The sequence below is a fragment of the Microbulbifer mixtoriginis (SeqCode) genome, from assembly GCF_052466695.1.
The window spans coordinates 747,972-765,357 of sequence record NZ_CP174285.1; the positions used below are offsets into that span (position 1 = coordinate 747,972).

The following is a 17,386-nucleotide window of genomic DNA, read 5'->3' on the forward strand; positions in this document are numbered from 1 at the left end:
GTATTGACTATGGTTGGAGCCTAAACCTTAATTCCCCAACAGAGGAAGCCCGATGCGCCTGTTAATGAAAATCCTGATCCCCGTTAAAAGTGGCAATAATGCTATCGCAGACAAGTCCATGCCGAGAGCCTTCAATGATTTTATCGCTTCGGCTGAGCCTGAATCCTCCTATTTCTTTTTAGAGAATGGTAAGCGCGCGGCTATTTTTATTCTTGAGGAGAAGCGGCAGGATCATCTGATGGCATATAACGAAAAGTTTTTTTCAGCTCTGGGTGCGGAAATTTGGATTACCCCAGTGCTAAATCAAAAAGAACTACAAAAACACCTTTAAGTCTTGACGTAGGCAAGTTTGATTTCTCCGAAAGAGCGTAGTTGGGGCTTAAGCTTTGCGACGCTAGACTAGCGTTTTAGTTTGTTTACAGTTTAAGTCTCTCGCTTCGGACTGCCCGGGCATCTAAATTTATTAGGATCTGCTTATGCCTACAAATGGTAATAAACGGATTGGAGAGTCACTAATTGGTTTAAGCGGTCTATTGATAGTTGCCATTTCCACATTCTCAGCCGGCACTATGGGGTTTGATACCGCCCCTTTAAATGGTTTTAGTGCCTCTAAATGGTCAACGTCTCATAGGTTAACGACATGGCCAACGCCTAATAGGTTAACGACTAGTTACTATCTAAAGAAGCTTCCTCTGGGTGGCACTAGCCCGGTTCCAGTAATATGTTTGTCTAAGATGAAACTGTTAGCCGTTTCACCCATTGATTTTTTCTCAGATCAGCCCGTGTTAACCACGTTACGCTGGGCTATCCCTTCTGGGGCCAGTGCTAGGGGGAGCGCGATATCGCAAAGGATTATAGCTTCGCCTATTCGCCACTTTGATGCGGTAATAGATAAAGATTTTAAAGCAAATTTGGCTCGCAAAAGATACCATCGTATCTGTGACCGTAAGGTTCCCAGAGATCTTAACCCCTGTGCTGAGGCTCGCTGGCATTATCGGCAAGCCAAGGCTTGCTTGGCAGCCCGAGAAAAGTGGGAGATTAAATGGGGAACCGCAGAAACTACTGAACCCCATGGGCGGGCTCTAGAGAATGTCAGAGCCAGAGTGAAAAATGCTGGCAAAGCTCAGCTTCGGTTTTGCAGCCTTAGAGATCAAAACTAAAGGTCGAATAAGAGAGCATTAAAACCCCTCTTGTGAACGCTTTTGAGTTGTCTAATCATTGCTTAGCCAAGATACTTTTATCTTCAGGCTACCCGTTTAGAGGCTCTTTATCATCAGCCCTTCCACCAGTGACTCAATGCTTCCCTATCTGTAAACTACTTCCTGATGAAATTAATTGATATGGGCGGGGCTTGTGGAAGCGCGAGTATTGTTGACCGGTGCCAGTGGCTTTATTGGAAGTGCTCTTTTATCAGCCCTGCGATCTAAAAGGGTTAAGGTACTGCCCGTGTATCGCCAGGAGGTAGAAGGGGGGCTTTATGTACCTCGCATAGATGCGGAAACTGACTGGGGTACCACACTGAACAACATTGATGTGGTGATCCATACTGCCGCGAGAGTTCATGTGATGCAAGAAAGTGCTGTCGACCCCTTGGCAGAGTTTCGCAAAGTGAACTTGGAAGGTACCTTACAACTGGCCCGCCAAGCTGCATCTTCAGGAGTAAAAAGGTTTATTTTCTTAAGCTCTATTAAGGTGAATGGGGAATCCACTACTGGCAGAGGCCCATTTACCGCAGAGGAGCCCTCAAATCCTGTAGACCCCTATGGGATTTCAAAAAAAGAAGCTGAGGATGCCTTACTCGCTCTGGCAGAGGAAACTGGCCTAGAAGTGGTTGTTATTCGTTCACCGCTAGTCTATGGACCTGGAGTAAAAGCTAACTTTCAATCCATGATGCGTTGGCTGCAGAAAGGTATTCCACTGCCGTTAGGTTCAATTAACAATCGGCGCAGCCTGGTTTCTGTCTATAACTTGATCGACTTGATCACAGTTTGTATTGAACACCCGAACGCAAGAAATCAAGTCTTCCTTGTATCTGATGGTCTTGATATGTCTATCACGGATTTATTGCGGCGGCTTTCAAGGAGCCTAAGATGCCGGGCTCTATTGATACCTGTGCCAGCATCTGTTCTGATCTTTACTCTCTCCCTACTGGGGAAAAGGGCTGTTGCCGATCGTCTATGTGGTTCTTTGCAAGTGGATATTGGAAAAACCATGAACCTGCTTGATTGGCAGCCACCGGTATCGGTAGAAGAGGGGCTTGCTAAGACTGCTGAAAGCCTGCAGAAATCTTAGTTTATAGATTATAGAAGCCTGGGAGTATCTGAATGATCCCGCCAGGCTTTCGGCTCTATTTTTTGGGAGTGTTCAGACTATTCACAAACCTGTTATGAAGACTTTGCCTCGTTAAGCAAGCCAGGCGCTGAAGTCTGTATAGGTATTCCGGAGCTACTCAGAGATCTCACAATTTAAAGGTCACACAATAAGTAATTGTGATGGCCTTCCAGTTTTTAGCCCCGTCTATTGACAATACTGGAGTAAAAACCCATCAGATAAGAGCTGGGCACTTCGATAACCGAGCGATGACCTGACTTTGCATAAAGCTTCACTCTAAGGCTTTCTCGCTTCTTGAGAGCATTGGTGATCTGATTTTCACTCAATGTGACTTCCAGAGTTTCTTCAAGCATGCATTTAAATGCTGATGCACAGTTGAGGACTTTTCGATCGAGTTGGGATAGCTCAACCTCGTTTCCACCACTAAATGTGGCTGTGTCATAGTTGCGCCAGTTTTCCCGGTATGTGATATCAATACGCAGTTGGTATTGGGGGCTTCCGCCATTCTTGGGGGCAAGAGCACGTAGCATATAGTAGTACAGGTTGTGATCCGAGCCATCGGTGGTTGCCTGCATTGGGGGGCCGCTATATTCAGTTGCGTTATTTTCGGAACTATTATGTATCGTTACCGCCTGACGAACTTCACTAGCACTTTTTTGTGTGATGCTTGTGGTGGCGCTACATCCAGCTAGTAAGGCAGCTGCCAGGTAGGTGGTGAACTTAGTCATAGGTCTTTCCCAGTTTATTAGGGTTCTTTTATGGGGGGAGTATCTCATATTTGACGCTAATTGTAGGGATTCATGCATTTTTTGACAAATGCCAGCGATAAAGTCTTGCATAAGATTTGAAAGGCGGGGATGCCAATGAATCAGTTAAGTCTGTAAGAACACATAGTGTGAGCAAGTTTCGAGAGGCTAGGCGTAACGTTCGTTAAGGATAATTGTAAGGCTATGAATAGGATAATGGCAGTAGGACATGAGCAGTCAATATCTGTATTTGCCTACAGAGAAGAAAAGCCACTAGTAATTCGTTCTCATTTTTTTCGAAAAGAAGGATTATCTGGCTCTTTTTATGTCTGTTCGGATTAGTGTCTTGGGGGTGAAATTTTATATAGGTTTAATACTTTACTTGGGGGAATTTGTTTGTGGTATGTTATTTTTGATAAGACACAAGTCTCTCTAAATAGAATTTACAGCTAGCTTATGATGGTAGAGTCAAACTTAAGGTTTGTGCTTATACTTTGTATGTAGGGTAGAGGTGCTGTAATGAAAATCAAGCATTCTGTAGTCATTTTCTTTTTGTTAGTAGTGGCTCTAAGTTTGCTGGTTTTTTCTTACAATTATGTTTTTGTTCGCGGTATCAAGTTTGATTCCCAGCCAATTACAGAGGAGTTAATAAAAAGCAATGAGGCATTAGAGAAAAAGGAAACAATTAATATTCTGATCATTGAAGGGGGTGGCGTCAGGGGGCTTATACCTCTCTATGTGATACAGCATATTGAGAAGCAATTGGGGAAGCCTGTAGAGGAAGTGTTCGACGTCTTTAGTGGAGTTTCAACAGGTGCAATTATTGCCACCAGCTTGAATATTCCTCTTTCCCAATTGGGTCGGCTTGATTTTGATCATGACAACATTTCCTCAAGAAGTGAAAGGTTAATAAAGGTATATGAAAAAGAAAGCGAGTTTTTATTTTCAGTGCCCTGGTATCATAATGCCTTGACATTTAATGGATACCTCTCGCCGCAATTTATGGGTACCCATCTTTCAGAAGTCTTGGAGAGAAATTATTCTCCTGCGATGAACTTCACCAGCTTAAATAACTATGTAATTATCCCGTCGCTGGATGTACATAATGGAAGGTTGCATCTATTTAAGAATAGAGGGATAAAAGCTTTAGATTTGCCTACTAATACGCTTTATCAGCTTGTTGCTGCTGCATCGAGTGCAGAGGCTTTTTTTACCCCTGTTGATTTTGTGGGGCCAGACAAGAAGATTACCCATCGTTACTTTGCAGATGCAGCAATCACGGCTAATGATCCGGCTAACGTCATCTTGCATGATGTAATAAAAAATTTTCCAGGCAAAAACTACTACTTGCTGATTCTTGGTTCCGGAATACACCCAGTTCATACTATGGGTTTTGATTATAGAAGTCTAAAGAGTTGGGGGAAATTACGCTGGTTCCATGATGCAATATTTAGCATGACACGATCAATGGATTATCAGCAAATATTTTCTCTGGAAATTGCCGAGTCTTTAGCACCCTCGCGGGTGAAATATGATTATCTTAATGTTGAGCTTATTGACCCCTTTGTGGGCCCTTTTGATTACAAATCAATTGACAAGCTTAAGATTCTTTCAGATAGGCTTATTGACGAAAATGAAGAGGAGATTGATAAAATAGTGGACTATCTGAAGGGCGAGGACCGGTGATAAGTTCCTCTTAAATTCTCCTTCTTCTTTTAACCATCTTATTAGTGTGGTTCAGGCCACACTTTACGGTGAATTTCCATGTGCTACTCCTTTACGGTCCCTAGTGACAAGACGCTGTCATCACTACCTGTAGGGTTTAGAGCGGATGTGAATGCCTGGAATCAATTCCGCTTCAACCAGAAGTGGGAGAGCTGCTCTACTAAAGCAGAGGTTCGCCACACTCTCGGTTTGAAGGGGCTACCTCGTGTCAGTCAATTCCGCCTTGCAGGGTCAGGCGAAAGAGTATACCCCCGCTATTTTGCTCCGGGTATAGTATGTGATGGAGGTAAGAATTGGTTGCGCCCGCTACGTTACTCGATACGCCTATCCAACTTGGCTTGGGATCTAGCAGTAAAATACAGTCTATATAACGCTCGGCTAGATAGATTACTTGAAGCAAAAACCTGGAGACCCCTGATTGGCTACCAGCATGGGATATTACCATTCACGAGTTTCTTTGAGTGGGTCGAACACAAGGGTAAGAACGCTCAGGCCCAGTTTACCCCAAAGGGTAAAGATTTGATGTGGGCACCAATTGTCGCTTGCGAATTGTCACAACGAGGCAAGCGGGCAATGTAATCCCTCGATTGCTTACATTGCTCAGGCAACGGGCCTTAATCGGAAAACTGTCATCACAGCTATGGAGCAGCTGGAAGAATCAAGTCTGATTATCCGCGTCAAGTCGAACGGGTCCAGCAATCAATTCACTTTAAATTTTGGCCAAATCACCAGTACCAAAAACGGACCACAAATCTAAAAGGAATCTAAAAGAACCTAAAAATATTAATAGGGGATCAGATTTTTCATCTTGGCCAAACAATCCAGAGAGCGAAGTCTTGCAGGGCTGGAAAAAGGTCCGCAGCAAACCGCTCACCCAAATCGCAATCAACCAGATCTCGAAACAGCCCCATCTGGCAAACCAACACGGTTACAGCGTTGACCACTGCCTTGCTGTCAGCTGCTTGCGTGGTTGGACCGGATTCTAGTTTGAGTGGTTGCTGAACCATGAAAACCAACTGCGGCGAAAGCCAGCACCCCCAGGCAGAGGATCAAATGGCAATCGCCCCTCTCGCGATATCTCCATCCCCGACATGCTTAACGACCAGTGGTAACAGGGGAAACACTATGAGAACCATTGAATTCACCATTCCCCTGGCCACCCCTTCGAACAACCAGCTGCTGCGCATGCATTGGGCAAAGCGTCGTGCTTTGAAAAAACAACTGGCCCTGGAAGTGACTAGCGCGCTGGTGCGCAGTGGTCAGCGCCGCCCCAATGAGCCGCTTGCGCAGGTGTATCTGGAGATTGAGCGCGGTTCTTTTGGTGAAGACAACCTGCAGGGCGGTACCAGGCCGCTGGTGGATGTGCTGTAGAAGGTGAGTCGCAGCAATCCCCATGGCTTGGGCTTGATCGACAACGACAGCAACCGCTGCGCGGTGCAACGCAAGGTAACCCAAGCCCCGGCCAAACGTGACCAGGGATTTACTCGAGTTTTTATCGCCGAGGTACTGGAAGACAGCGAATTTTCTTACCGCTTTGGGGGTGCTCAATGATCGATATCCATACGCCAGCCAGTCGGAATTATTTCACCGATGAGGAACTGCAGTGCCGCTGCACTTTTTGTGCTCGCTCTAGAGATCAGGGGGAGCGTGAAGCGGGAAGCGCATCGAACATGAGGGCCGACTTTCTTGCCCACCTGAACCGGGTACTTGAGCGAGTCTACTGCCGCCCTATGCCGGTGAGCAGCGGTTACCGTTGCCAGCACCATCCTGAGGAATCGTTTAAGCGCCGCAGAGTAGAACAGGGCGGTAAAACCTGGATTCCTGGGGACCACCCTTGCGGTGTAGGCGTGGACATACGAATTCATGGTTCCGCTGCGCACGTGTTAATGCGATCACTGCATGTTTACAACTGGTTTCACCTCCAAAAAAACCAGCCTCAGCCATTTACAGCTATTTGCCCCCATCAGCGCGGCCGCACTGAAGAGCGCTTTATTCATATCGGTGGTAACAACCTAGCCCCGGGGCGTCCGCGCCCCTGGCTGTGGACCTATTGAGGGGCTGCAAGTGGGGGAGCGTATCAGCCCACGCCTAATCGAGGCTCTGGAAGACAAGCTGTATCTGTGGGGCTCGGTGGCCCTGGATCTGGGCGGGGTGAACGGCAGCAGCGTGCTCTGTTCCATCGAGGTTCATGCCGCGCACAGTGCTTCACGGCTCAGACAAAAACAACGCACCGCACTGGCTAGCGCCAGCCGGGGCAATCGCAACAGCAGCCTGGGTATTAGCGACGAAGTGGCGGCACCGGTAGAGCGGGCTATGGCAGCGATCAAACGCGAAAACCCGAAGCTATACGAGGTGCTGAAAGTGGAGGCCCGCGCTACTGCTGCACGAAGGCCTGGACGAACAAAGGGCGCGCGCCCGCTATCTGCGCATCAGTCTGCGCACCTATCAATCCCGCCTGCACAAGGGGCGGATCTATCTCGCTGGTTTGTTGTTTGGGCCGGCTATCGCAACGCAAAACATCAGTACAGCAGAGAGGGTGAGCCAGTGAGCCGTAAAGCCAACGAACGCGGCGAGTTCTTGTGCACTGGCTGCTACCAGTGGAAAGCCCCGGAAGAATTCCCGCGCAATAACAGCCCTTTTAGCCGCTGCGGCCGTGCCAGCCGCTGCAAGTCCTGTCGGGCGGCTTATCGCAGAGCTTACCGAGCCCGCCAGGCCAGGCAATCGAATATCACCGCGCTGATTCAGCGCAGAACACACCAGTTTTTTTAATTAAAACCTTAACCCACTGGGAGGGGAGAAGATGGAACTGACCGCCGTACCACTGACAAAAGGGGCTGCCGCAATTGTTGGCCGCTGTGAAAAGTATCTGGATTGCCTTAATGAGGCTGGTCGATCACTTCCAAAACGGATGCCGCTATATCGCAAGGATTATCAAAAACTGCATGGCATCGCACAAAAGACCGCAGAGCGTGAAAACAAAAAAGCCAAGGTGCAGCGCATCACTTGTAAGGGTGTTGAGCTGTACGAGCTGGACGACTGAAAAAACCTGAGCCGGTGGAAGGCCGGCACTTTAACCGCAGGAGAGCAACAGTGAGCAGATGGAAAAGCATGACTCTGGCAGCAATAGCCCAAGCATTGACGTTTGGTAGTGGTGAGTGGTCCCCGGTTGGTCAGAATTTGCAGGCTAACTATCGACATAGCAGCAAGCCCAACACCATGAGCCAACAGGCGAGGCGCAAGCGGGCAAAGTGGAGTTGAGAGTGAGAAAGCAGTACTTAAATCGTTTCGCAGTCTTTAGCGGCACCTACAACCTAATGATGGGCGGGGCCAAAGATTTTAAAGAGTCCCTCCCCACCAAACAGGCCGCAGAGGAAATGGCAAAGGAGATAGCCAGGAGTGAATTCTTTACCAGTTGGGTGCAAATCTTCGACAAGGTAACAGACCAAATAACCACCTATCGCATTGTCGATGGGGAGCTTAAGCAAGAGGAGTGCGAGTAATGGCCAGGGGGATCAATAAAGTTATTTTGATTGGCAATCTGGGTAACGATCCGGAAACCAAGTACATGCCCAGCGGTGGGGCGGTAACCAATATCATCCTGGCCACCAGTGAGAGCTGAAAGGATAAGCAAACCGGCCAGCAGCAGGAGCGCACCGAATGGCACCGGGTGGTGTTCTTTAACCGCTTAGCGGAGGTTGCCGGCGAGTATTTGCGCAAGGGCGCCAAGGTTTATGTGGAGGGCTCACTGCGTACACGCAAATGGCAGGACAGGCAAACCGGCCAGGACCGCTTCACCACCGAGATCGTCGCCAGTGACATGCAGATGCTAGACGGTAGGGGAGAGCAGGGTGGCTATCCCCAGGGCGCAACAAGTCAACCCGCCCCGCAACAGACCCCCAATCAGCCTGGGGGTGAAAATTCCTTTGATGACGATGTGCCGTTTTAGGGGGTGATGTATGACAGTAGCCCAATGCCCCCAACCCGAAACCCTGCGCCAGGCTCAGGCAAATATCGACAGCAAAATAGCGGCGTTTCTGGCCAGTGGTGGAGAGATTAAGCAGATACCGCGCGGCCAGTCTGGTGAGTGCCTGCGGGTGGCGGCATGCACTGCGGACACAACCCGGCGCAGCTGGGCAAAAGTACAAAACAAACAGCAGATTAAAGTAAGCAGCGAAAAGAAGAGGGCAAAGAAATGATAGGGCATCCCGATGGCGATCCGGTTTATAAACTGGATGATCCAAATTATCAGCGCTTAGCCGATGTATTAGAGCGGGCATACGATCAGGCTGCGCGGGGGAAGGGAGAGGAGCGGCACGCTAATGGGCAGCGCTTCGAAGACCAGCCTATGCAAACCATTAGCGGGCTATTGGCGACCGATGACGGTATGGCTTTTCAGGCGATCAAAAAAATTCAGGAAGCCCGCCGCCTGCCAACCCGTGAGCGCCGTGTGAGGGAATTGCTAGGGGCGATCAATTACATCGCGGGCATGATCATTTATGAGGAGAGTCATAACTTCAACCAAACAGAATAATAAATTTAGGAATATGGTTGATAAATGAGGGGCATTACAGTCGCTCAAAAACCAATCTGGCCGATGGTAATTTGTCCCAAAATAATAATTTTTATTAAAATTTATTCCCAAAATAATTTGACGCTATAGTTTGGTTGGATTATAAACTACGCGCTTCCTATATTTTATAAAGTTTGAAGGATTATTAAATGTTTAAGTATCTTGCCGTTTCTGCAATCGCTCTTTTTTCTCAGGTTTCATTTGCAGGTGCTACTGTTGCAAAAATAGAATCATTCTTGCTGGTCGATAGTACAAAGCTTGTCTATGTCTATCCAGAGGGCGGGGTCAATAATCCACCTGCATGTCATGGTGCAAATGGTGATTACATTTCATTCAGCATGGATAGACCAATGGCCAAGGAATATCTGAGCGCAATTATGTACGCGCACGCTTCAGGAAAGACAGTAAGTATTCGTACTCACGGCGCCTGCGTAGATCAGACATATTCCGATACGCTTCATTATTTAAGCGTGCTAAAAGACTAAGAGTATAGATATTCTCTAAGGGGTGTTTGTTCTGCTTCTTTTTACATGAAATGGAAGAGACTCGGATTCAATACCCCATAAATATGAATACTTAAATAAGTATGAAGAGTCCGCGCTTGGACTTTTCGTCAATCAATGGAAAGTATTATGTACTCTAAGTATCTTTTTGTGGCAATAGTCGCAACCTTATGCTTTAGCGCGAAAGCTTCAGCAGATGAAGTTCTTTTAATACCGTATGAGGGTATTAATATCCCAGTGGTAGTTGCTTCGCCGGAGCCGGAGCCGGAGCCGGAGCCGGAGCCCGAGACAGTAGAAACAATATTTAAGGCGAAGGGTTTTGGATATTGCAAAGCAGATCTATATGTAGATGGGAAATTTATTCTGACAATTGACTCCCTAAGAAATTACCAATTTTCGTACGATTTGCGTCGTGGGTCTCACACTATGCGCTTACAAAATTGGACCTCATCGTGTGGGGTGGGTAATGGACATGTAAATGCGGTTGAGGCAGAAGTCAGATTAAATGGTGTGCAAGTGGGGTATGTTAACTACCAGGACCAGTACGATTTGTTCAAGATTTAAAGGGCTGACTAAGTCAATATGGCTGATTTTGTATTGAAAATTACAACCAAAAATATGGAAATATGATGAAAAAATTACTTTCTATCCTCATGCTGTCTTCTATTAGTGGAATGGCGTTTGCAGAGTGCACAGTGGGTGTATGTAGTAACGTTGAAGTTGATAGGGTTTATGCAACTGTTGGCAATACTGTATATGTTGGGACTACTGGTGATGAGCGCAACTTAGGCTGTGGTGCAATAGCAGATGTTTATGGAAAATTGGATATGACTAATCCCAGCGCTGATGCCGTATATTCTGCGATATTGGCTGCGCAAATGGCTAAGAAAAAAATAATAATGAAAGTTGACGAAAATGTAGCAGGTTGCCCAATCTCTTATGTAGTGGTACTGGGCGACTAAGCGACTTGCCTCCACTCGATATGCGAGTGGTGTATTTATAGTAGTGGGTACCAAGTTAGGTGCCCATTACTATTTTTGGGTGACGCGCTTTTGGTGCTTTTGCGTTTGGGGGGTATAAATAAGGCACTTTGCGATTGTTGCCTCTGCCAGATGCCACGGATTGTTCAACCCCTTGGACCGGCCCACCCAGGCCGGTTTTTTTTCGCCTGGAGAAACTGCATGACTGGACAAGAAGCCGGAAGCACAACCGTAACTGCGGCAGGGGTGGGGCTTACACAAGTTCCATTTAATTGGCTGCAGGTAGTGGGGTTGCTGCTCGCCGTGCTCGGCCTTGTTTGGAATGTTTATGCAGTGATTACCCGCAACCAGCACAACCGATTTATTCGTGAGCAGCGCGAAGAGTCAGACCGAAATAAAACCCCATAACTTTTTTCGCCACCCGGTGCTCCCTCCCCCCCCCCATATCACCTGGCACCGGGTGGCCCCTTATTTTTGGAGATAGCGGTATGAGCTTTTGGTCCCGCTTGTGGGGTAGTGAGAAAGCCCTGGAAAAAGGTGCTGATGCCCTGATCAAAACTGGCGATGCGCTGTTTTATACCGCTGAAGAAAAAGCCCAGGATAGCGACCAGCGCAACGCACAGGTGTGTGAATTCTTGTTGCAGTGGATCAAGTCTACCAGCGGGCAGAACATAGCCCGCAGGCTGATAGCTCTATCGTTTACTGGCGTTTATCTGTTGTTGCTTTTGGTTGTGGCAATCTTATCTGTACGGGCAGCACTGGCGGACCCAGGGCAGGGCGCCACTGCTTTGGCTGCAGCAGCTACAGCAGCTGAGGGGGTACTGGCAAAAGCCACCGAAACCTTGGCGTTATATTTCAGCGGGCATAGGAGCCACATAGTTTGGGTAACTGGGATGGCGCAATAATTCGCAGTGTGGGTTGGGTTTTACTCTTTGTGGTTGCTTATTCATTCTATGAAATTGGCATTCCTATCCTTACTTATCCACCTCAAGATTTCATTGCCATATTTGGGCTTTTCGCTACTGTATATTTGGCTATATCTGTTGTCGGTTGGCTCGTAATCGGTCTCCCATTTCATTGGGCGGTATGCAATTGGCCTCAGCCAAAGTTCATATATTATTTATTAGCTTGTGTAAGTGTTTTTTTGGTTGTTTCAGTAGTTAGTAGCATAGAGGCTTGTATTATTTTCGGTCTAGCTGCAGCTGCTCAAGCAATAGTGTTCAGGTACTATGTATTTAAATCAAAAAAAATATAACAATGGTAGGCAAAATCGCCCGCAAAAGGCGCGGGCTGGACTCGCTAACGCTCGCCTTTGCTACCGGCGTTAGCTTTCTTCGGATGAGTTAACGCAGATTCTTGCTTTACTGGAAGAATAGCTGATTTAAACGCTTGCTATCATTATTGCTAGATTTTCAAACTCAGCTTGAATTTTGCAGTGTGGAGGGCTCTCATGTGTTACTCCTTTGCTGTTTCCAGTAATGGATTACTCTCGGAGTTACCAATTAGTTTCCAGAATGACGGGTTGTCTTGGGACCAGCTGCGCTTAGATCAGGAGTGGGAGAAATCTTCTAGTAAGGAAGAGATTAAACATGCACTGGGCTTGAGGGGACAGCCCCGCGCGAGTCAATTCCGGCTGGTAGAGCCTGGTCAGCGCGCATACCCTCGATATTTTGCTCCAGGTATCGTGTGCGATGAGGGCAAGAATTGGCTGCGCCCATTACGATATTCGATCCGCCCATCAAATTCAGCTTGGGACTTATCAACCAAATACAGCCTTTATAACGCCCGCCTGGATAGGTTACTGGAGGCAAAAACTTGGCGACCTCTGATAGGTCATCGTCATGGCATCCTACCATTTACTAGCTTCTTCGAGTGGGTAGAACGGAAGGGTAAGAAAACACAAATACAGTTCACACCAGAAGGAAGGAGCTTAATGTGGGTGCCAATTCTATGGGATTACTGGACGTCTCCGGGTAAAGAGGTCGGCTACTTCTCATGCACCTTGATTACTGATGACCCTGCTCCTGAAGTTGAAGCAGCAGGACATGATCGCAGCCCAATTTTCCTTGATGCTGATTACATGGAAGCTTGGCTTGACGCGGAATCAGACAGCGCAGAGGGGTGGCAGGAATTTCTGAAGGGGCATCGTGAGACAGTAGCTTATCGCCACTCTTTAGCTGCATGACTAAAGCAGGCTTACTGGTTAAGTATTTCGCTTGGTAGTCACAATTCTACATCCGTATGCTGTATATAAACACAGTGTTTGGGTGTTTCATGAAATCTATCCCTTTCTTTAGTAGCGGCGTTCCATGCGGCTTTCCCTCTCCAGCAGATGACCACCTGGAAGCGGCTCTTAGCCTTGATGACCATCTAGTTACTAGGCCGGCTGCAACGTACATGGTCCGCGCTAATGGTAACTCTATGATTAATGCTGGCATCCACGATGGTGACCTTCTCATAGTCGATCGGTCTCTTGCGCCAGTGCACGGCGATGTGGTTGTTGTGGCTCTGGATGGCCAGCTCACTTGCAAGATCTTGGATCGACGTCGTGGAAGATTGCTTCCGGCTAACTCTAACTATCCAGCAATACCCATATGGGAGGGGCAAGAATTGATAGTGGAGGGGGTGGTTAAGGCATCAGTGAGGTATCACAGGGGTGACTAATGGTGGGCGTCGAGTGAAGCGCTTCAAAAATTAAGTGGGGGAACAAAAAGGGTAGAAACAAAAAAGCCCTGAAAAATCAGGGCTTTATGTTTAAAAATGGCGGTGGGGCAGGGATTCGAACCCTGGGACCTGTTACAGTCAACGGTTTTCAAGACCGCCGCTTTCGACCACTCAGCCACCCCACCAAATTGTGCTGTGCATTATACATAGCTTCGTGCTACATACAAGTGCCGTTTTAAATTTTTTCAATTAGTTCAATGGGTTAGGTGATTTATTGACCAGTCAAGGGAAATTCTTCAGATGTAAAAAGCCGCCAGCAGCTGAACTGCTGGCGGCTTTGATTGGTTGCTTAGCCTGCTTCTGCAGAATTGTGGTCAGTATTAGCCTGTGTTGCTTGACGTGCCACACGCGGGTCATTGGCTGGGCGTGCAAGTGCGCGAGGACTGTGCTGGATGGCCGCTGGTTGAGCGGTGTCTAGCGGCTGCTGGGAGCCTATGTCACGATGCTCTGTCACGATTGCCAGCTCCAGCAATGGCTTGGGGTTGATGCGCGGGTCGTTGCCGGCGCGTCCCTGAGCTGCCGGCGTAGCGATTTCCTCAGAAGCTTTAGCTTCTGCAGCCATCATTTCCTCTCTGGCGATAGCGTCGCCTTGCTCTACCGATGCCTTTGCGGCTTCACTGGCTTCTTTTAGGGCAGTTTCTTCAGCATCTTCAGTTGCTGCGGTAGCCTCCACGTTAGTAGCAGGTGCCGACACTTTTGTGGCTTGTACTTCTTGAGAGGCTTTGGGGGTTACCAGGGTAGGAGAGGGTTGCTCTTCTCTGGTTGCAGTAACCTTTTCAGATGTTACTGGCTGCTGAGCGGGTGCCTCGTTTGTGATTGCTGGCTGTGCCTTTGGAGAGGCCTCTGCAACTGGTTTTACTTCCGCTTGGCTTTCAGAAACCTTAGGCGCAAAAGGCTTTTGCTCAGGAGCCTTCACTACAGGCTTGGGCTCGGTTACCTGGGTGGGCTCGGGAGCTTTTTGCTCTTTGCGCTTGGGCTTCGCCGCCTCACTCACAGGAGCTTCGCTCAAGTTTTTGGCTGCGGTATCCCTGGATTTCCTGGCTTCACTTTCCGCTTCGTCAATCGCTTCATTGACTTCGCGATTTAGCTCTTCCTGGCTCTGAGCTACGGCTGTGGCGGCAGTGTTTTCTGTACGGCGGCCACGACGACGAGCTTGTGGACGGCCGCGAACATTGCTGGGGCGACGTGCCGGGCGATCCTGATCGGCGCTTTCATCTACCTGTGAGATGTTTTCGTTAGTGTTACCCTCGGAGACGTTGCCGCGATTTTCATCTTTACGGCGATTGTCTCCGCTACGGCGGCGGCGGCGACGGCGCTGTCCTTCACCGCGGTCGGCTCCGCTATCACGCTCATCGAACGACTTTGTGGTCTGCCTGGCTTCGCGCAGGTCATCGCTCTTGCTATCTTCGCGGCGATCGTCTTTGCGGCGAGTCTGACGTTCATTGCGACTGCCACGGTTGCCACCGCGCTGATTGCGATTACGGTTGCGATTGCGCTGGTAATCTTTACCGCGGTTTTGGGACTTCTGATGCTTTTTGGGCTCTTCTTCTTTGCTGGTGAAAAGCTCAGCAATAGCGTTTATCAGGCGGCTAAACAGACCTGGCTCCGGTTTTTTCTCCGGAGTTGGTGCCGGTGCGGTGTGCGCGAGCGGTTGTACAACAGGCTGTGCTTGTGGGCGCTTAGGCTGCTCTTCTTTCTTGGTGACAGTTTCCTCTACGCTTCCAGATATTTTATAGGAGGTTTCAAGGGTAGATGTGTCGTCATCGCGTAGGCGCTGAACTTCAAAGTGCGGCGTTTCAATTTCCGCATTTGGTACGACCACTACGCGGGTTTTATTACGTGACTCAATTTGGGAGATCGCCTTGCGCTTCTCGTTGAGGAGATAGGTGGCAACGTTTACCGGGGTAATTGCGCGAATCTCTGCGCTGCGCTCCTTCTTGGCCTCTTCTTCTACTAGGCGCAAGATAGAGAGGGCCAGAGATTTGGTGCCGCGAATAGTGCCTTGGCCGCTACAGCGGGGGCAAACGCGGAAGGTGGTTTCACCGAGAGATGGGCGCAGGCGCTGGCGTGACATTTCCAGCAAGCCGAAGCGGGAGATGCGGCCAACTTGTACACGGGCGCGGTCCATGCTGAGAGCTTTCTCCATGCGCTTTTCAACTTCGCGCTGATTGGACTTGCTTTGCATGTCGATAAAGTCGATCACGACCAGGCCGCCCATATCGCGCAGGCGCAGCTGGCGGGCAATCTCATCGGCGGCTTCCAGGTTGATGTTGCGCGCGGTCTCCTCAATGTCTCCGCCTTTGGTGGCGCGGGAGGAGTTGATATCAATGGAGACCAGTGCTTCAGTCACATCAATAACGATTGAGCCACCGGAGGGAAGTTTTACTTCGCGTTCAAAGGCGGTCTCAATCTGGCTTTCGATTTGGTATCGGTTGAAGAGCGGAATGCTATCTTCGTAGAACTTTACCTTGTGGGCGTAGTGGGGCATTACTTGTTCAGCAAAGCCCTTTACTAGTTTAAAGGCATCCGCATCATCAACAATAACTTCACCAATATCATCGCGCATGTAATCGCGAATCGCCCGGATGATTACATTGCTTTCCTGGAAGAGGAATTCGGGCGCGCTATTTTTGTCCGCTGATTCTTTGATTAAGCTCCACAGTTGCAGGAGGTAGTTGAGATCCCATTGCAGCTCTTCGCCACTGCGGCCCACACCGGCGGTGCGTACAATCATGCCCATGCCAGAGGGGACATCCACGCTGGCTAGGGCGTCACGTAGCTCAGAGCGTTCATCGCCCTCAATGCGACGGGAGATGCCGCCGGCACGGGGGTTGTTCGGCATTAGTACCAGATAGCGCCCGGCGAGACTGATAAATGTGGTGAGGGCGGCGCCTTTGTTGCCGCGCTCTTCCTTATCTACCTGGACAACAACCTCCATCCCCTCTTTGACGACATCTTTAATCTTGATGCGGCCTTCGATGTCCTTGGGTTGCTTGAGGAAGTATTCTCGGGAAATTTCTTTCAAGGGAAGGAAGCCGTGGCGCTCTTCACCGTAGTCGACGAATGCGGCTTCAAGCGAGGGTTCTACACGGGTGATTTTACCTTTGTAGATGTTGGCTTTTTTCTGTTGACGGGTGCGATTTTCAATATCCAGGTCATAGAGCCACTGGCCGTCCACCAGTGCTACACGCAACTCCTCAGGCTGGGTTGCGTTGATCAACATTCTCTTCATGCGTGTCGATTTCCTTGCGTTGCGCAAAGGTGAGACACCGCTCATTGCAGGCTTGCTTATGGGCCGCCAAGAGGAGATGACCTGGTGGCGGGGCAGGGAAGTTAGAGAGGCTGTCTGTTCCGCAAACTCAGTCTACGCGGCCTTTCGAGACGAGCGTTCGCCCAACATTCCACTGCAAAAACTCCGGATATGCGATGCTGTGCTGCTATCCGTTGGCACTTACCAGTACCTTTCTTCCTTTAGTACCTTACGTTTAGTACTGCCCTGTACCGGGGCCGTGGGTTTCCATGGCCGGGTTGGGCGCCACCCTTGGGTCAGTTTCAAGCTGGGCGGCAAGGTTTGCGTCATCGTTTCTAGCTCTGTAGCTCGGCTTTTGGCCGCTACTCTTCTTCTATATTTTGTTGACCAGGTTAAAGTAAGCAGTTGTCTCCTGGTTGCCAGTTCGGTCGCTGGCATTATCTACAGAGCGGGACGCAAGTTTTGAGTCGTCCTTTCAAGCGCTGCGGGTCGCGGCCCGTCTTACCTTCGCGATTGTTACCCACTTAACTGTGGGCTGTTGTGCTGGTGAGGCCCCC

25 protein-coding genes, 1 tRNA gene and 1 pseudogene are annotated in these 17,386 nt (G+C 49.0%); 24 read left to right on the top strand and 3 right to left on the bottom strand.

Features of this window, described 5'->3' with window-relative positions; all coding sequences use genetic code 11:
* Positions 1 to 64: 64 nt before the first annotated feature.
* Positions 65 to 331, top strand: coding sequence for a hypothetical protein (locus ACJJI0_RS03315; protein WP_444884664.1), 267 nt, complete (start codon positions 65 to 67; stop codon positions 329 to 331).
* Between the two features lie 1,022 nt (positions 332 to 1,353).
* The gene (locus tag ACJJI0_RS03320) at positions 1,354 to 2,292 is read left to right on the top strand and encodes a UDP-glucose 4-epimerase family protein (protein ID WP_444884665.1); all 939 of its coding nucleotides are present in this window, start codon (positions 1,354 to 1,356) and stop codon (positions 2,290 to 2,292) included.
* A 215-nt stretch (positions 2,293 to 2,507) separates the two neighbouring features.
* Here the strand turns inward: ACJJI0_RS03320 and ACJJI0_RS03325 are convergent, their stop codons facing one another.
* Entirely contained in the window at positions 2,508 to 3,059 is a 552-nt protein-coding gene (locus ACJJI0_RS03325) for a hypothetical protein (protein WP_444884666.1), read from the bottom strand.
* Positions 3,060 to 3,596: 537 nt separating this feature from the next.
* On the opposite strand from ACJJI0_RS03325, the gene ACJJI0_RS03330 reads away from it, so the two are divergent.
* The 21 genes and pseudogenes from ACJJI0_RS03330 (at position 3,597) to ACJJI0_RS03430 (ending at position 13,519) form a co-directional block, all read left to right on the top strand.
* Positions 3,597 to 4,763, top strand: coding sequence for a patatin-like phospholipase family protein (locus ACJJI0_RS03330; protein ID WP_444884667.1), 1,167 nt, complete (start codon positions 3,597 to 3,599; stop codon positions 4,761 to 4,763).
* 78 nt (positions 4,764 to 4,841) lie between these two features.
* On the top strand, positions 4,842 to 5,381 hold the full coding sequence (locus ACJJI0_RS03335; protein ID WP_444884668.1) for an SOS response-associated peptidase family protein: 540 nt from the start codon (positions 4,842 to 4,844) through the stop codon (positions 5,379 to 5,381).
* Positions 5,338 to 5,559, top strand: a complete 222-nt coding sequence (locus ACJJI0_RS03340; RefSeq protein WP_353505428.1) for a helix-turn-helix domain-containing protein — start codon at positions 5,338 to 5,340, stop codon at positions 5,557 to 5,559. The genes ACJJI0_RS03335 and ACJJI0_RS03340 overlap by 44 nt, the downstream gene beginning before the upstream one ends.
* 79 nt (positions 5,560 to 5,638) lie before the next feature.
* The gene (locus ACJJI0_RS21940; RefSeq protein ID WP_507021905.1) at positions 5,639 to 5,788 is read left to right on the top strand and encodes a phage replication initiator YdaU family protein; all 150 of its coding nucleotides are present in this window, start codon (positions 5,639 to 5,641) and stop codon (positions 5,786 to 5,788) included.
* Between the two features lie 139 nt (positions 5,789 to 5,927).
* Complete coding sequence (locus ACJJI0_RS03350) at positions 5,928 to 6,173, top strand: hypothetical protein (RefSeq protein WP_444884670.1); 246 nt, start codon at positions 5,928 to 5,930, stop codon at positions 6,171 to 6,173.
* 3 nt (positions 6,174 to 6,176) lie between these two features.
* Positions 6,177 to 6,353 (top strand): hypothetical protein, encoded by a 177-nt coding sequence (locus ACJJI0_RS03355; protein WP_444884671.1) that lies wholly within the window; start codon positions 6,177 to 6,179, stop codon positions 6,351 to 6,353.
* Complete coding sequence (locus ACJJI0_RS03360; RefSeq protein ID WP_444884672.1) at positions 6,350 to 6,856, top strand: hypothetical protein; 507 nt, start codon at positions 6,350 to 6,352, stop codon at positions 6,854 to 6,856. Before ACJJI0_RS03355 ends, ACJJI0_RS03360 begins: the two co-directional genes overlap by 4 nt.
* Before the next feature lie 10 nt (positions 6,857 to 6,866).
* Complete coding sequence (locus ACJJI0_RS03365; RefSeq protein WP_444884673.1) at positions 6,867 to 7,571, top strand: hypothetical protein; 705 nt, start codon at positions 6,867 to 6,869, stop codon at positions 7,569 to 7,571.
* Between the two features lie 31 nt (positions 7,572 to 7,602).
* The gene (locus ACJJI0_RS03370) at positions 7,603 to 7,842 is read left to right on the top strand and encodes a hypothetical protein (RefSeq protein WP_444884674.1); all 240 of its coding nucleotides are present in this window, start codon (positions 7,603 to 7,605) and stop codon (positions 7,840 to 7,842) included.
* Positions 7,843 to 7,892: 50 nt separating this feature from the next.
* Complete coding sequence (locus ACJJI0_RS03375; RefSeq protein WP_444884675.1) at positions 7,893 to 8,060, top strand: hypothetical protein; 168 nt, start codon at positions 7,893 to 7,895, stop codon at positions 8,058 to 8,060.
* A gap of 2 nt (positions 8,061 to 8,062) precedes the next feature.
* Positions 8,063 to 8,302 carry a hypothetical protein gene (locus ACJJI0_RS03380; RefSeq protein ID WP_444884676.1) on the top strand — a complete coding sequence of 80 codons (240 nt, stop codon included), beginning with the start codon at positions 8,063 to 8,065 and terminating at the stop codon, positions 8,300 to 8,302.
* A pseudogene (gene ssb, locus ACJJI0_RS03385) lies at positions 8,302 to 8,748 on the top strand (single-stranded DNA-binding protein). Before ACJJI0_RS03380 ends, ssb begins: the two are co-directional and overlap by 1 nt.
* Before the next feature lie 10 nt (positions 8,749 to 8,758).
* The gene (locus tag ACJJI0_RS03390; protein WP_444884677.1) at positions 8,759 to 8,998 is read left to right on the top strand and encodes a hypothetical protein; all 240 of its coding nucleotides are present in this window, start codon (positions 8,759 to 8,761) and stop codon (positions 8,996 to 8,998) included.
* A complete protein-coding gene (locus ACJJI0_RS03395) occupies positions 8,995 to 9,333 on the top strand; it encodes a hypothetical protein (RefSeq protein WP_444884678.1) in 339 nt (112 codons plus the stop codon). Before ACJJI0_RS03390 ends, ACJJI0_RS03395 begins: the two co-directional genes overlap by 4 nt.
* A 188-nt stretch (positions 9,334 to 9,521) precedes the next feature.
* Positions 9,522 to 9,857 carry a hypothetical protein gene (locus ACJJI0_RS03400; RefSeq protein WP_444884679.1) on the top strand — a complete coding sequence of 112 codons (336 nt, stop codon included), beginning with the start codon at positions 9,522 to 9,524 and terminating at the stop codon, positions 9,855 to 9,857.
* A gap of 647 nt (positions 9,858 to 10,504) precedes the next feature.
* Positions 10,505 to 10,837 carry a hypothetical protein gene (locus tag ACJJI0_RS03405; protein WP_444884680.1) on the top strand — a complete coding sequence of 111 codons (333 nt, stop codon included), beginning with the start codon at positions 10,505 to 10,507 and terminating at the stop codon, positions 10,835 to 10,837.
* A gap of 219 nt (positions 10,838 to 11,056) precedes the next feature.
* Positions 11,057 to 11,263: a hypothetical protein gene (locus tag ACJJI0_RS03410; protein WP_444884681.1), complete on the top strand. Its 207-nt coding sequence runs from the start codon at positions 11,057 to 11,059 to the stop codon at positions 11,261 to 11,263.
* Positions 11,264 to 11,343: 80 nt separating this feature from the next.
* Complete coding sequence (locus tag ACJJI0_RS03415) at positions 11,344 to 11,760, top strand: hypothetical protein (protein WP_444884682.1); 417 nt, start codon at positions 11,344 to 11,346, stop codon at positions 11,758 to 11,760.
* Entirely contained in the window at positions 11,736 to 12,110 is a 375-nt protein-coding gene (locus ACJJI0_RS03420) for a hypothetical protein (protein WP_444884683.1), read from the top strand. Before ACJJI0_RS03415 ends, ACJJI0_RS03420 begins: the two co-directional genes overlap by 25 nt.
* Positions 12,111 to 12,305: 195 nt before the next feature.
* A complete protein-coding gene (locus tag ACJJI0_RS03425; protein ID WP_444884684.1) occupies positions 12,306 to 13,040 on the top strand; it encodes an SOS response-associated peptidase family protein in 735 nt (244 codons plus the stop codon).
* Between the two features lie 89 nt (positions 13,041 to 13,129).
* Positions 13,130 to 13,519 carry a LexA family protein gene (locus ACJJI0_RS03430; RefSeq protein ID WP_444884685.1) on the top strand — a complete coding sequence of 130 codons (390 nt, stop codon included), beginning with the start codon at positions 13,130 to 13,132 and terminating at the stop codon, positions 13,517 to 13,519.
* 97 nt (positions 13,520 to 13,616) lie between these two features.
* On the opposite strand, the gene ACJJI0_RS03435 is transcribed toward ACJJI0_RS03430, so the two are convergent.
* A tRNA-Ser gene (locus ACJJI0_RS03435) sits at positions 13,617 to 13,704 on the bottom strand.
* Between the two features lie 164 nt (positions 13,705 to 13,868).
* Complete coding sequence (locus ACJJI0_RS03440; protein ID WP_444884686.1) at positions 13,869 to 16,811, bottom strand: Rne/Rng family ribonuclease; 2,943 nt, start codon at positions 16,809 to 16,811, stop codon at positions 13,869 to 13,871.
* On the opposite strand from ACJJI0_RS03440, the gene ACJJI0_RS03445 reads away from it, so the two are divergent.
* Positions 16,810 to 17,295, top strand: a complete 486-nt coding sequence (locus tag ACJJI0_RS03445) for a hypothetical protein (RefSeq protein ID WP_252081844.1) — start codon at positions 16,810 to 16,812, stop codon at positions 17,293 to 17,295. The genes ACJJI0_RS03440 and ACJJI0_RS03445 overlap by 2 nt on opposite strands.
* Positions 17,296 to 17,386: the final 91 nt, after the last annotated feature.

Excerpts from the sequence above, each read along its gene's own strand:
- ACJJI0_RS03360 (WP_444884672.1), top strand. The coding sequence starts at position 6,350 with ATGATCGATATCCATACGCCAGCCAGTCGGAATTATTTCACCGATGAG.
- ACJJI0_RS03335 (WP_444884668.1), top strand. The coding sequence starts at position 4,842 with ATGTGCTACTCCTTTACGGTCCCTAGTGACAAGACGCTGTCATCACTA.
- ACJJI0_RS03390 (WP_444884677.1), top strand. The coding sequence starts at position 8,759 with ATGACAGTAGCCCAATGCCCCCAACCCGAAACCCTGCGCCAGGCTCAG.
- ACJJI0_RS03330 (WP_444884667.1), top strand. The coding sequence starts at position 3,597 with ATGAAAATCAAGCATTCTGTAGTCATTTTCTTTTTGTTAGTAGTGGCT.
- ACJJI0_RS03415 (WP_444884682.1), top strand. The coding sequence starts at position 11,344 with ATGAGCTTTTGGTCCCGCTTGTGGGGTAGTGAGAAAGCCCTGGAAAAA.
- ACJJI0_RS03425 (WP_444884684.1), top strand. The coding sequence starts at position 12,306 with ATGTGTTACTCCTTTGCTGTTTCCAGTAATGGATTACTCTCGGAGTTA.
- ACJJI0_RS03350 (WP_444884670.1), top strand. The coding sequence starts at position 5,928 with ATGAGAACCATTGAATTCACCATTCCCCTGGCCACCCCTTCGAACAAC.
- ACJJI0_RS03440 (WP_444884686.1), bottom strand. The coding sequence starts at position 16,811 with ATGAAGAGAATGTTGATCAACGCAACCCAGCCTGAGGAGTTGCGTGTA.
- ACJJI0_RS03405 (WP_444884680.1), top strand. The coding sequence starts at position 10,505 with ATGAAAAAATTACTTTCTATCCTCATGCTGTCTTCTATTAGTGGAATG.
- ACJJI0_RS03410 (WP_444884681.1), top strand. The coding sequence starts at position 11,057 with ATGACTGGACAAGAAGCCGGAAGCACAACCGTAACTGCGGCAGGGGTG.
- ACJJI0_RS03395 (WP_444884678.1), top strand. The coding sequence starts at position 8,995 with ATGATAGGGCATCCCGATGGCGATCCGGTTTATAAACTGGATGATCCA.
- ACJJI0_RS03315 (WP_444884664.1), top strand. The coding sequence starts at position 65 with ATGAAAATCCTGATCCCCGTTAAAAGTGGCAATAATGCTATCGCAGAC.
- ACJJI0_RS03325 (WP_444884666.1), bottom strand. The coding sequence starts at position 3,059 with ATGACTAAGTTCACCACCTACCTGGCAGCTGCCTTACTAGCTGGATGT.
- ACJJI0_RS03400 (WP_444884679.1), top strand. The coding sequence starts at position 9,522 with ATGTTTAAGTATCTTGCCGTTTCTGCAATCGCTCTTTTTTCTCAGGTT.
- ACJJI0_RS03445 (WP_252081844.1), top strand. The coding sequence starts at position 16,810 with ATGCGTGTCGATTTCCTTGCGTTGCGCAAAGGTGAGACACCGCTCATT.
- ACJJI0_RS03430 (WP_444884685.1), top strand. The coding sequence starts at position 13,130 with ATGAAATCTATCCCTTTCTTTAGTAGCGGCGTTCCATGCGGCTTTCCC.
- ACJJI0_RS03370 (WP_444884674.1), top strand. The coding sequence starts at position 7,603 with ATGGAACTGACCGCCGTACCACTGACAAAAGGGGCTGCCGCAATTGTT.